Annotated in this window: 12 protein-coding genes; 7 read left to right on the top strand and 5 right to left on the bottom strand. The window is 63.1% G+C overall.

Translation table 11 applies throughout. From position 1 onward, the window contains the following. Positions 1-321: 321 nt before the first annotated feature. On the bottom strand, positions 322-1,272 hold the full coding sequence (locus VMF11_05865; GenBank protein ID HTU69829.1) for a hypothetical protein: 951 nt from the start codon (positions 1,270-1,272) through the stop codon (positions 322-324). Positions 1,273-1,608: 336 nt separating this feature from the next. Between VMF11_05865 and VMF11_05860 the strand changes: the two genes are divergently transcribed. Next, positions 1,609-2,010, top strand: a complete 402-nt coding sequence (locus tag VMF11_05860) for a type II toxin-antitoxin system VapC family toxin (protein HTU69828.1) — start codon at positions 1,609-1,611, stop codon at positions 2,008-2,010. Positions 2,011-2,086: 76 nt separating this feature from the next. On the opposite strand, the gene VMF11_05855 is transcribed toward VMF11_05860, so the two are convergent. The 4 genes from VMF11_05855 to VMF11_05840 form a co-directional block, all read right to left on the bottom strand. Continuing rightward, the gene (locus tag VMF11_05855; GenBank protein ID HTU69827.1) at positions 2,087-3,595 is read right to left on the bottom strand and encodes a hypothetical protein; all 1,509 of its coding nucleotides are present in this window, start codon (positions 3,593-3,595) and stop codon (positions 2,087-2,089) included. Between the two features lie 4 nt (positions 3,596-3,599). Beyond that, on the bottom strand, positions 3,600-5,147 hold the full coding sequence (locus VMF11_05850) for a hypothetical protein (protein HTU69826.1): 1,548 nt from the start codon (positions 5,145-5,147) through the stop codon (positions 3,600-3,602). Between the two features lie 26 nt (positions 5,148-5,173). Further along, positions 5,174-6,097, bottom strand: coding sequence for a DUF5996 family protein (locus tag VMF11_05845; protein ID HTU69825.1), 924 nt, complete (start codon positions 6,095-6,097; stop codon positions 5,174-5,176). 113 nt (positions 6,098-6,210) lie between these two features. Beyond that, positions 6,211-6,573 carry a hypothetical protein gene (locus VMF11_05840; protein ID HTU69824.1) on the bottom strand — a complete coding sequence of 121 codons (363 nt, stop codon included), beginning with the start codon at positions 6,571-6,573 and terminating at the stop codon, positions 6,211-6,213. A gap of 164 nt (positions 6,574-6,737) precedes the next feature. Between VMF11_05840 and VMF11_05835 the strand changes: the two genes are divergently transcribed. From VMF11_05835 to VMF11_05810, 6 genes are read left to right on the top strand one after another with little or no spacing between them, the layout of a single operon-like run. Beyond that, positions 6,738-7,160, top strand: a complete 423-nt coding sequence (locus VMF11_05835; protein HTU69823.1) for an antitoxin Xre-like helix-turn-helix domain-containing protein — start codon at positions 6,738-6,740, stop codon at positions 7,158-7,160. Beyond that, complete coding sequence (locus tag VMF11_05830; GenBank protein ID HTU69822.1) at positions 7,154-7,762, top strand: RES family NAD+ phosphorylase; 609 nt, start codon at positions 7,154-7,156, stop codon at positions 7,760-7,762. The genes VMF11_05835 and VMF11_05830 overlap by 7 nt, the downstream gene beginning before the upstream one ends. 19 nt (positions 7,763-7,781) lie before the next feature. Further along, positions 7,782-8,777, top strand: coding sequence for an aldo/keto reductase (locus VMF11_05825; protein HTU69821.1), 996 nt, complete (start codon positions 7,782-7,784; stop codon positions 8,775-8,777). Further along, entirely contained in the window at positions 8,774-9,598 is an 825-nt protein-coding gene (locus VMF11_05820) for an NAD(P)-dependent oxidoreductase (protein HTU69820.1), read from the top strand. Before VMF11_05825 ends, VMF11_05820 begins: the two co-directional genes overlap by 4 nt. A gap of 32 nt (positions 9,599-9,630) precedes the next feature. After that, positions 9,631-10,245, top strand: a complete 615-nt coding sequence (locus tag VMF11_05815) for a GNAT family protein (GenBank protein ID HTU69819.1) — start codon at positions 9,631-9,633, stop codon at positions 10,243-10,245. A gap of 22 nt (positions 10,246-10,267) precedes the next feature. Further along, a complete protein-coding gene (locus VMF11_05810) occupies positions 10,268-11,968 on the top strand; it encodes a SpoIIE family protein phosphatase (protein ID HTU69818.1) in 1,701 nt (566 codons plus the stop codon). Positions 11,969-12,200 lie beyond the last annotated feature (232 nt).

Genomic DNA, 12,200 nt, shown 5'->3' with positions numbered 1-12,200 from the left:
GGCAGAAATCTTCACCTTACGCAGACGGTATGCGTCGCGACGCTCTTGGAGCAGCGCGTTGTACAGTTCCCGCGTGACGTTCAGCGCAAAGCGAAGGCGCTCCGCCTGACGGAACGTGGGATACAGCCGCACGCGTTCGATGCGTTTCATGCTTCCTCGAGTCTAGCGACTATCAATGCCATACGCCTGGCAATCACCTCGTTGCAGGTTCGGCCTGCTCGTGGCTTCACGGCTCCGCCTTGCCACCACAACTCACTGCGCTCGTGCAGGCGGTTACACGCCGTCCTGGCGCTCCAATGGCTTCCTTTCTAAAGAACGGTGCTACCGTACCATATTGATCGCGATTGCGGGTGTGATCGATGCGCTCGTATTTCGGCCGGCAGGAAAGAAGCGCACTCCAAAGAGGATCCCGGCATTCGCCGTCCAGTTGTACTCGAGCGCCGGTGCGAAGGCGAACGAATGGCTATCGCCTAGGTCCACGAAGCCGCTCGTTCCGTTGACGGTCGTATCGCCGCCGTACGTGTAGACCAGATCGGAGGCGATGACCCAGTTGCGGGTGATGCTGTACTCGCCCGCGGCGTCGAGCGTGGTCGTTCCGCCCGGCTTGGCCGTTCCGCGAAATCCCGTACTCGTCCCGTAGACGCTGGCGCCGTTGACGTTCGTGCGTCCGGAGAGCGACTGCGAGAGATTCAAGCGCAAGCGCAGGATGCGGCCGTTCGGCATCCAGGCATAGGTTTGCATGTAGAACGAGACTTTGGTGGAGGAGACGCCGCTTCCGAACCCGTCGTTCGGATTGTTACCTAAGTTGTCGTAGGCTCCGGTGGGAAGCGTTTCTTGAACCGCGATCGCGGTGATCGGCACCCAGCTCCCGAGATGGTATTGGGTGAGCCGGTACTGTGCCAGCACGCCGAGGTCGCCGAAGCCGATCCCGCTGCTGCTCGGCGCGCCACCGCCGGTGTTGTAACCGAGGATCGGGATCAGACCCACGCTGACGCGATCGGTCAAACCGTAGATGAGGTAGGCGAACGAACCGAGATCGTTCGCGTGCTGCGCGGGTGTGAGTTTGCCGCCGCGATCGTAGCTGCCGTACTGCATCATGTCGTAGAGGTACGGTTCCACGAGCACATGTCCGCGCGGCAGCGTGTTCGCACTGGGCGCCAGCATCGGCCCCGTCCACCACGCGTCCGAGAGCGCTTCCTGCGCCCGGGCGGGGGTCACGGTCGCGCACAAGGCGACGAGCAGTCCCACCATGGCAGCACGCATACGATCCATCAACGCGCCCGCTTCGGCCCCGGTGACCTGGCATCCTGAGCTCCACTGTTGACGCCTTACCTCGCCTGATGTATCCTTACATTAGGTAAGGAGATATTTTGTGCCATCCTCAACGCTCACGAGCAAGGGACAGACGACGCTCCCAAAAGAGGTCCGAGATTTACTCCATCTCCAACCAGGGGACCGCATCGAGTACGTCGCGGAGGGGACGCGGGTGTATCTTACTCCGGCCACGCTGACGCTCGACCAATTCTCGGCGCTACTCCCGCCGTCGCCACGCAAGCATACGGTTGAAGAAATGAACGAAGCGATTCGTAAGCGCGCGGGACGAAATGCGTGATCGCGATTGATACTAACGTCCTCGTTCGATTGATCGCCAAGGACGACTCGAAACAGCTCGCTCTCGCAAAGGCGTATCTTACCAAACATTGCGCGCCGGACACCCCGGCGCTCGTCAACCGTGTTGTTCTCGCGGAAGTTGCCTGGGTTCTACAATCGCTCTACGAGTACAGCCGCGAGCAGATTGCAATAGCTGTGACCGGCCTCCTCGCGACGGCGACTTTTACGGTTGAGGATGCGCCGGAGGTGCGCGCTGCGCTTGAGCATTATCGCAAAGGTGGTATCGACTTTTCCGATGCGCTGATTGCAACCACCAATCGGCGCTCCGGCGCATCCTGTACCGCGACCTTTGATCGGCCCGCATCGAAGAAGTTGCCGGAGTTCACGCTTATCGAGTAAATCGTGAAGGCCTTCCGGCGATTTCCGTCGCGGGTCCATCGCAGCGGCGACGGTCCTTCGTCATTTACGCCCTAGCTCAACGTTCCTCGAGGGTCGCCCGGTACCAGCGCTCCAAGTCGTCGTGATAACTCCGTAGCGCGTCGACGTTCAGGTAGATCATGTGCCCGGAGGGATAAAAACCATAGGTGATGTTCGATTGCAGCGCCGGAACGATCCCCAGGTGATTGAGCGTGTAGACGGTCGCGAGAAACGGGGTGACCTCGTCGAAATAGCCGTTCGCCGAAAAGATGCGCAGATGCGGATTGAAGGTCATCGCTTCGGCCAAATCGGGCGCGGTGTTGAGCGGCACGGTATCGAGATGCCGATAATTCCACGGGCCGCTCTTCGCGATCACCGCGTAGGCGCCGAGCCGGTAGGACAGCGGCGTCACGTAGTGCAGCTGGTTGCGAAAGTAGTCTTGCTGGAGGGCGAGGTATGGGCCCTCGATCGACGCGTTGCTCGGGGTGAGCTGCGGATACTCTTCCGCGCGATCGAGCTCGAAGAGCCGGTAGCGCGCGTCGTAGACCCCGACCGATTCGCCTTGCCGGCGGCGCACTTCGGCGATGTATTGCTCGCCCGAGATGCGCAGGTTGGCGTTGCGGATGAATCGCTCGGGGACCCCGAGGTAGTGATGGAGCCGCGAAACCATCGCATCGAAGCTCGCCGGCGGCAGCTGTGCGCCCTGCAGCAGGGCGCGGCGGTAGTCGCCCATCGCGAAGCGTTCGACCTCGCGCATGTACGCATCGAGATCGCGCGGCGCGCCGGGAACGAGGTGGTAGTACCACGCGGTCGCGGCCTCGGTCGCGAAGTAGAACACGTACTGCCAGTCGTCGGTGTCGGCCCCGCCGTACGTATCGCGCGAAGCGAGCGAAAAATTGAGGATCGAGGACTGCAGCACGACGCCGTTGATGCTCACGCCTTCGTTTTGCAAGTAGTTGACGAGCAGAGCGGAGCGCGGCGTACCGTAGGATTCTCCGTAGAGGAACTTCGGCGAGTTCCAGCGATCGAAGCGCGTGAGATATTGGGTGATGAACTGCGCGAACATATTCGCGTCGTTGTCGCTGCCGAAGACTTCCTTTGCATCGGCGCCCGGTTCGATGCGCCCGTATCCGCTGGCGGCCATGTCGATGAAGACCAGGTCGCTCGTATCGAGCAGCGAGTAGTGATTATCGACCAGGCGAAACGGCGCGGGCGGCGTGATGCCGCCGTTCGGGGCGATGTCGGCACGAACCGGACCGAAGGAACCCATGCGCAGCCAGATCGTCGAGCTGCCGGGTCCGCCGTTGTAGAAGAACGTGATCGGGCGCTTCCGGGCCGAAACGCCGTCGGCCGTATACGCGGTATAGAACATCGTCGCCAGCGGGCGACGGTCGTCATCGCGCAGCGTGATCGTTCCGGCGCGAGCGGTATAGGCGATACGCTTTCCGCCCAGGACGATCGAATGCTGCGTCACCGCGTCGGCAACGTTCGGGATCGGCGGCGGCTTCGGCGCTGCAGCGAGAGTTACCGCCGCGACGAGGACCAGTGCAAAAGCGGAGATGCGCATCGAATCAGTGCCCCGTCAGCGTGGCGGCATACCAGCGCTCCAAGTCGTCGTGTAGTCGGTGCCGTGCCTGCGGTTGGAGATAAATCATATGCCCCGAGTCGTAGAAGCCGTAGGTGATGTTGCTTTGCAGCGCGCGTTCGATGCTGAGGTGATTGAGCACGTACACCGTTTCCAGATAGGGCGTGGCAAAATCGAAGTAGCCGTTCGCCGAGAAGATCTTCAGGCTTGGATTCTGTGTCATCGCCTCGGCGAGGTCGGGCGTCACGTCGGTAACGGGTAAGCCGCGGTGGCTCTCGTCCCAGCCTTCGCCGTTGTTTGCTTTCGCGATGATGCCGTATATCTGCGAACGGTAGAGAAGCGGCGTTTTATATCCGAGCGTCTGGCGAACGTATTCGTTCACCGCGGTGGTAAATGGGCCGCTGATCGCCGACTCGGTTGGGTCCCATGGCGGCGAGGTCGCCAACCGATCCGTGGTGTAGGTCTGATACCGCCCGTCGAGACGGCCGACGATGATGCCCTGGTCGCGCAGCAGCTCGTTCTCGAAACTCCAGTACGGCACGCGCAAATCGGAATTGCGAATGTATTGCTCCGGCATTCCGGTGTAGCGGTGGAGCTTGGCGACGACGTCGTTCATCTGCGAAGCCGGCAGTGCGGCACCTTGCGCCAGCGCGTCCATGTACTCGCCCATCGCGAAGCTCGTTACCTCGGCCAGAAACGGCTGCAGCGCCGGCTGCCGGTTCGGCAGCGCGTGATGGTACCATGCCGTCGCCGCTTCCGTCGGCAGATAGAACGCGAAGGGCCAATCGTCACCGCCCTTGGTGATGCCGGAGTCGGGAATGTCGACGCCGGCGTTCAGATAGCTCGACTGCAGCACGACGCCGTTCATCGAGATACCCTGCCGCTGCAACAGGTCGACCAGCGCGGCCGAGCGCGTCGTGCCGTAGCTCTCGCCGTAGAGAAATTTCGGCGAGTTCCACCGGTCGAAGTCGGTGATGTAGCGGGTGATGAACTGTGCGAAGGCGCGCACGTCCTGATCGACGCCGAAGAATTCCTTTGTCGTGCCGGCGCCGACGATGCGGCCGAAACCGCTGTCGGGCATGTCGATGAAGACGAGATCGGTCGCGTCGAGCAGCGAGTCGGTATTGTCGACGATACGGTAAGGCGGAGGTCCGGTCGGCGTACCGTTGCTCGTTTCGATACGCACGGGCGCGAACGAGCCCATGTGCAGCCACATCGTCGAACTGCCGGGTCCGCCGTTGTAAAAGAATGTAACCGGGCGCCGATCGGGCGCCGCGCCGTCGAGTGTATACGCGACGTAGAACATCTGCGCCGTCGGTTTCTCGTCGGCATTGCGCAGTTCGATCGTGCCGGCGCGCGCCGTGTAGTTGAGCGTTTTCCCGTCGAGCTGAATCGAGTGCTTGGTAACGGCGTCGGCTGTATGCGAAGGAGGCAGCGCCTCCGGCGTCGCGCTTGGTGCGGGCGACGGGTTCGCCGCACGAGCCGGGATAACTGTGACGATAACGAGGCACAGAATCAGGGTTAGCGTTCGCATCAACGCTCCATGCGCGCCGAAGTTAGCTATTTCCCCCAAACGTACGTTTTCGGCGGATCGTAGGTATGCGCATCCCGCTTCCATCGCGCCGCATCGAAGCACTGCGCGTAGATCGCATCGATGAACGCGCGAATCGCCGCCTCCGGATCGCTCGATGCGCGAACCTCGCCGTACGGAAGCACCCATTCGTGTAACTGCACCGACCAGGATGCGCTCGGGGGGTGAATCGGCAACGACGGCGCGCCGTTCGGTTCGGGATAGATGTAGCCGTAGAAGAACGGCGCCGTCTTCTCATCGCCGAGATACAGCCCAACGTTCATCAGCTCCGCATCGAGGTCGTACTTCATCAAGTACCCCCGATCCGTCGGCGGCGCCACGTGCTCTCCACTGAAGAGCATCAACGATACGTCAAACGCGCCCCACCACAGTTGGATCCCGTTTCGTCCGAAGAAGCGGCTGCGCCAGCGCTCGAAGACTCCCGTCACCGCGGTGAAGGTCTCAAACCAGCGCAGCGCGGCGCGAGGATCGTAGTCGCGTACCCGGCGGTCTTCGTTCAGGGGCGTCGTGTCGGGGACTTCCTGCGGCACCGGCGGGATGTAGCACTCCACGTTCAGCTCTTTCAAGGCCGCCGAAAGCTCGGCGTAGACCTCGGCCGCGGCGCGCGGCGGCAACAACGGAATCGTCCGCGTGCACCCGTCGCTCTTGAGAATTACGATGCTCGAATCGTGAACGTCCAGCACGCACTCGATCGACGAGTAGTCGCACGGGATCGACCCCGTGGTCAATCCGCGCGGCGTGAGATACAGCGCGGTAAACATCCAATTCGGCTGCGGCGGCGAAAGCGCTAGCCGTACCTTGCCGAGCATCTGCGCGACCAAATGCAACGACTGCTTGGTGGGCGCCCAGCGCGAGAGGTCGAGATCATGCCACGGGCCGGTAATATCGTTCACGGTGCTGTCCCCCCTTTGTCATCCCGTAGGCGCTTTGTCATCCTGAGCCCTTCGACTCGCTGCGCTCGCTCAGGACAGGCTCCGCGAAGCGTAGTCGGGACAGCCCCCATCCGTCAGCCGGGACTTTGATCCATGACGTAGCGTGAACCGACCTTGCGTAGTGTCAGATGATGGATCCGCCCGCTAGCGAGGATTTCGAAATCCTTGTAGAGGACGCGATTGCTTTTGCAATCGTTCGCCGTCCATTCGAGGTAGTATTCGCGGGCGGGGGATTGTTTGGTATGCCAGATATAGTCCTCGGTCCGGTGAGCGCGGATCGGCCCGAAACCTTGCGTGCCTTTGACGTCCGCCTCCTGCGCGGTGTAATAGACACACGCGTCGGTGGTGTTGGTGATGATCACCCGTGTCAGCGTGATGGCCAGCGCGGGGGCGCTTAGTGCCGCGAAGAGCGCGCAGATGAGTAGCATGAGTCGCATCCCCAAATGATAGCACGTCGCTTGTTCGGTCACGTCACATCCCGCGCTTTGTCATCCCGAGCCCTTCGACTCGCTGCGCTCGCTCAGGACAGGCTCCGCGAAACGTAGTCGAGGGACAGCCGCCATATCTAGCGTGTAACGAACTAGCCTGCTATAATGAGCAGATGACCACTCTGGCCCCGGCGCCCTCCGCCATCGAGTTCGCGCGCTCCCCGGGCAAACTCAAAGCGCTCTCGCCCACCGCGATCCGCGCCTTCAAAGACATCGCGGCGCACTGGAAGCTCGCTCCGATCGAGCAGCGCATTCTCCTCGGCGTGCTTCCGCAGTCGACCTACACCAAATACATGCGCGATCCGGACTCCGCCCTGCTCTCCTACGACACGCTGCAGCGCATCTCGATGCTGCTCGGCATCTTCAAGGCGATCAACATCCTCCTTCCCGATGCATCGCTCGCCGACGCTTGGATTGCGAAGCCCAACGCGCACCCGCTCTTCAAGGGCAAGAGCGCGAAAGATCTTCTGCTCGACGGCTCGTTCGAAAGTCTATCCGCGGTGCGCGCCTACCTCGACGCCGAACGCGGATGGTAGCGCGCTTCCGCAAAAAGCGCACGTTTCGCGTGATCGCCCATCGCCGCAACGAAGAGCGCATCGCCGACCGCCTTCCCTCCGTCACCGATCGCGGCGCGCTCGACGAGATCGAGGCGGTCTCAAAGCCCCGCAATGAAATCGTGATCGCCTCATTCGCCTATTCGGGCGCGAGCCGCTTCACCGACGGCAGCTACGGCGTCTACTACGCCGCCTTCGAAGAGCGCACCGCGATCGCGGAGTCGGCCTATCACACCGCACGCTTTCTCACCTACACGAACACACCCGCGACCGTTCTGTACAAGCGCGTCCTGCGCGCCGACGTCCGCGGCGCCTACGACGACATCCGCGCGCGGCCTGCAACCGACGCCATCTACGATCCGGACCCGGCGAACTATGCCGCCGCGCAAGCCTACGCCCTGCCGCTCTATGCCGCCAACGTCGTCGACGGTATCGTCTACCGCAGCGTCCGCGTCGCCAACGGTACCTGCATTGCCGCCTTCCGTCCGCGCCTGGTCGCGAACTGCGTCACCGCCGGGTTGCTTGCTTACGCGTTCGACGGCGCAACCATCGACGAAATCTTCGCGATTGAACCGATCGTCTAGATCAGAAAGGTAAGCGGCGATGGAATTCACGCAAGTACGCAATACCGATATTCGCGCTTCACGCATCGGACTGGGCACCTGGGCGATCGGCGGCTGGATGTGGGGCGGCCCCGACGACGACGCGGCGGTGGCGACGATCCAACGGGCGCTCGACGCCGGCATTACGCTGGTCGACACCGCGCCGGCCTACGGGCAAGGTCACTCCGAAGAAGTCGTAGGACGTGCGCTCAAGGGCCGGCGCGATCGCACCGTGATCGCAACGAAAGTCGGCCTCGTATGGGACGAACACGGCAACGTGCACCGCAACGCGTCGGCCGCACGCATCAATGAGGAAATAGACGGCTCGCTGCGCCGCCTGCAAACCGATTACATCGATATCTATCAGGTGCACTGGCCGGATCCCTCGACACCCATGGAAGAAACCGCAAAGGCGATGCAGGCGCTCCACGATGCCGGCAAGATCCGCGCGATCGGCGTGAGCAACTTCTCACCGGCGCAAATGGATGAGTTTTCGCGCTATGCAACGCTGCACACGCTCCAGCCCCCGTACAATCTCTTCGAGCGCGAAGCCGAAAAAGACGCGCTTCCGTACGGCGTGGCGCACGAGCTGACCGCGCTCACCTACGGCGCGCTCTGCCGCGGACTGCTCAGCGGCAAGATGCGCACCGGCACGGCGTTCAGCGGCGACGATCTGCGGCGCACGGATCCAAAGTTCCAGCCGCCGCGTTACGAACAGTACCTACGCGCGGTCGCGCGGCTCGACGAACTCGCGCAGGCGCGCTTCGGCAAACGCGTGATTCATCTCGCGTTGCGCTGGGTGCTCGACCAGCCGGGCGTCGGCGCCGCGCTCTGGGGCGCGCGCCGTCCGGATCAGGTCGATCCGATTTCGGGTGTCTTCGATTTTTCGCTGGACGCCGGCACCAAGGCCGAGATCGACCGCATTCTCGCCGAAGAAATCACCGATCCGGTCGGCCCGGAGTTCATGGCGCCGCCGCAAGCGGTGACCGCATCATGAATTCGATCGGCGTCGTCGGCCTTGGAAAGATGGGCGGCGCGATCGCGCGCAGCCTCACCGCGCACGGCTACCCGGTCTCCACCTGGGATCGAACCACGGCACCCGGCCCGATCGAGGCGCTGGTGTCGGCGGTCGACACCGTCATCGTGATGTTATGGGGCGATGAGGTCGCGCGCGAGGTCACGCTCGGCCGTGTGATTCCGGCAGCGCATGCGAAGCAGCTCGTGATCGAAATGTCGACGCTCTCGCCGGCGATGTACGAGACGCTGGAGAGCGCCGCGACGGCGCGCGAAATCGAGTTTCTCGCCGCACCGGTACTCGGCAGCGTCGGCGCGGTCGCAGACGGATCGATCACCATTCTGCCGAGCGGCCCCCAAGCGACGTACGAACGCGCGCGTCCGCTGCTGGAGTCACTCGGAAAGACGGTGATCTACACCGGCAGTCCGCGCGCGAGCGGCGTGCTGAAACTCGCGAACAATACGATCATCGGGATCGTCGGCGAAACGTTGGCCGAGCTGCTCGCGTTCTGCGATCGCGGCGGCGTCGAGCGCACGCTGGCAGTAGAATCGCTGACCGGTGCGTTCGGACGGATCGCCGGTTCCAAGCGTCAGCAGCTGCTCGATCGCGATAGCGAACCGCGCTTCGCGCTCGACGCACTGCTCAAAGATCTTCGGCTCGCACGGGAAGCGGCGGCATCGCTGCAGGTGGCGATGCCGACGTTGGATTGCGTGCTGCCGGATTTCGAGCGCGCGTCGCAAAGCGGCCTCGGGAGTCGCGACTACATCGCCATCGCCCTGGAGCCGCAAGGCGTCCGGCAATAAAGCTATTGTCCCCATCTGCTACGCTGTCTGCGATGAACAGCGCCGCTATCGTCTTATCCGGATCTCACGTGCGCCTCGAACCGCTCGACCGCCGGCACGTCGAACCGCTGATTGCGGCGGGTGCCGGCGCGGGCGACCTCTACGCGTGGAGTTTTGTTCCGCAGGGTGAAGCGCAGATGCGGCGCTACGTCGCGGACGCGCTTGCGCTCGCAGTGCAGGGCCGCGCCGTTCCGTTCGCAACGATCCGCCAACACGACGACACCGTCGTCGGCGCGACGCGCTTCTTCAATCTCGAACGGTGGGCGTGGCCCGCGGACCATCCGGCCGGCACGAGCGCCTACGATACGTGCGAGATCGGCTACACCTGGCTCGCACCCGATGCAATCCGCACCGCCGCCAACACCGAAGCCAAATTCCTGATGCTTACCCACGCCTTCGAAACCTGGCGGGTGCGCGCCGTTGCCTTTCACACCGATGCCCGTAACACGCGCTCGCGCGCGGCGATCGAGCGCCTCGGCGCGCGGTTCGAAGGGCTGCTCCGCGCGCATCGGCTCGCGGTCGACTACACGCCCCGCGACTCGGCCCGGTACTCGATCGTTGCGGCCGAGTGGCCTGCAGTAAAGGACCGCATGCTTGGTTTGCTTTAGTTGATTAGCGCCCGCCGGAAGTGTGCATACTCATCTAAAGATGACCCACCGCGAGAATCGCGATCAAGCGCGACTCCAATTACTCGTACGCGCCGGTGAGATCTTTCACCAGTCGCTCGACGTCAATGCAACGCTCGATAACGTCGCACATCTGGCGATCGAGTCGTTTTCCGATATCTGCCTGTTCGATCTGATCGACGAGCGGTCGGAGCGCCTTTTCGTCACCTCCGCCGCGCATCGCGACCCCGCGAAGCAAGAGGCCGTCGCCGGCGCCGGCAGCCTCCTCTACGTCGAAGAATTCGGCGTGCACCCGGTCGTGCGGGTGGTGCGCAGCGGCCAGCCGTTCTTTCTCCCGCACATCGAAGAGTCGACGATGCGCCGGCATGCCGCCTCCCGCCAGCACGAGCAGTACATGCGCCGGTTGGGCTATCGTTCGAAGATCGTCGTGCCGGTCGTCGCGCAAGGCGCGATCTTCGGTGCGCTCACCTTCGTACGGACCCGCCAAGAAGACGAATTCGACCGGCTCGATCTCGAGTTCGCGATCGAACTCGGGCGCCGCGCCGGCCTCGCCGTGGCGAATGCCAAGCAATATCACCGCGAACAGTATGTCGCCGAAACCCTGCAGCGCGCGTTCTTGCCCAGCCGCTTTCCGACACGCGCCGGCCTCGAGGTCAGTGCCCACTATCGTCCCGGTTCTACCGAGGCGGACATCGGCGGCGACTGGTACGATGCGTTCGAGAACGAGCGCGGTGAGATCGTCATTACGATCGGCGACGTCACCGGTAAGGGCATCGAAGCCGCGCGGCTGATGGTAATGATGCGTCAGGCGATTCGCGTCGCCGCCTTGGATTCGCACGATCCGAAGACGATCGCCGGCATGTGCAACCGGCTCTTGCTTTCCGAGGAGGGCGAACGTCTCGCGAGCGCCTTCATCGGAATCATCGATCCGGACACGCGCGTCCTGCGCTACGTTTCCGCCGGGCATGCGCCGCCGCTCTTGCGTTTGCCGAGCGGCGAAGTCCGGCAGCTGAAGTCGCCGTCGGCTCCGCTCGGCGCATTCCGCAACGTCAGTTTCGATTTGCATCGCGAATGCTGTCCGGAGCAGAGCATGCTCGTGCTCTACACCGACGGCGTGGTGGAGATCAATCGCGATATCCTCGGGGGCGAAGCGATGCTCGAAAGCGTGCTTTCAACCGACGCCGTGCAGCACGCCGCCAACCCGGCCGAATTCATCGAGCGCGCGATCGCCGATCAGGCGCCGCGTGACGACATCGCGATCATCGTCGTCAACTTTGGGCGCGGCGAGATGCGCTGGCAATTCGAAGCGGCCGACTCGCGCTCGGCGTACACGATGCGCGAGGAATATTTCCACAGCCTCTTCAGCCTCTGCGAACCCGACGATGAAGAACTCTCGACCTGCGGTTTGATCTTCGCCGAATTGATCGGCAATGCGGTACGCCACGCGCCCGGACCGCTCAGCGTCTCGCTCGAGCGGCGCGGCGACGAGATCGTGCTGCACGTGATCGACAAAGGCCCGGGGTTCGATTATCGTCCGTCGCTGCCGGCAAACGTGTGGGCGGAGTCCGGGCGCGGACTCTATCTCATTTCCATGCTCGCCCGCGACGTGCGCGTCGAACGATTGCCGGGCCTGGGAAGCCATATCATCGTTACGTTGCCGGTCGTGTGCCGCCAACGGGGTCCGCTCTTCGCTACAGCGGGCTAGGGAAGCTCTGGAGGAGTCCATGCACCGATCGTTATGGCCCCGATGGCCGCAGATCCGAGGAGTCGGCGAGGGAGCATAGCCAGGGTGTTCTGTGACCGAGCCGACGACGATGGAGATGCGCCATCGCGGCCATAACCCTTCGGGCAAGGGCATTTTCCGGTGCGGGTCTTCGTTGCATCCTCGGTCACAGAGCGCGTTGCTATGCTCCCTCGGATGCGCCTCGATTCGCACC

The sequence above is a fragment of the Candidatus Baltobacteraceae bacterium genome (assembly GCA_035502855.1).
GTDB lineage: Bacteria > Vulcanimicrobiota > Vulcanimicrobiia > Vulcanimicrobiales > Vulcanimicrobiaceae > Aquilonibacter.
This window is presented reverse-complemented; position numbering and strand designations above follow the sequence as displayed.

Bases quoted from the DNA above. Each gene is read 5' to 3' on its own strand.
- VMF11_05855 (HTU69827.1), bottom strand. From the start codon at position 3,595: ATGCGCATCTCCGCTTTTGCACTGGTCCTCGTCGCGGCGGTAACTCTC.
- VMF11_05825 (HTU69821.1), top strand. From the start codon at position 7,782: ATGGAATTCACGCAAGTACGCAATACCGATATTCGCGCTTCACGCATC.
- VMF11_05815 (HTU69819.1), top strand. From the start codon at position 9,631: ATGAACAGCGCCGCTATCGTCTTATCCGGATCTCACGTGCGCCTCGAA.
- VMF11_05840 (HTU69824.1), bottom strand. From the start codon at position 6,573: ATGCGACTCATGCTACTCATCTGCGCGCTCTTCGCGGCACTAAGCGCC.
- VMF11_05820 (HTU69820.1), top strand. From the start codon at position 8,774: ATGAATTCGATCGGCGTCGTCGGCCTTGGAAAGATGGGCGGCGCGATC.
- VMF11_05865 (HTU69829.1), bottom strand. From the start codon at position 1,272: ATGGATCGTATGCGTGCTGCCATGGTGGGACTGCTCGTCGCCTTGTGC.
- VMF11_05850 (HTU69826.1), bottom strand. From the start codon at position 5,147: ATGCGAACGCTAACCCTGATTCTGTGCCTCGTTATCGTCACAGTTATC.
- VMF11_05835 (HTU69823.1), top strand. From the start codon at position 6,738: ATGACCACTCTGGCCCCGGCGCCCTCCGCCATCGAGTTCGCGCGCTCC.
- VMF11_05830 (HTU69822.1), top strand. From the start codon at position 7,154: ATGGTAGCGCGCTTCCGCAAAAAGCGCACGTTTCGCGTGATCGCCCAT.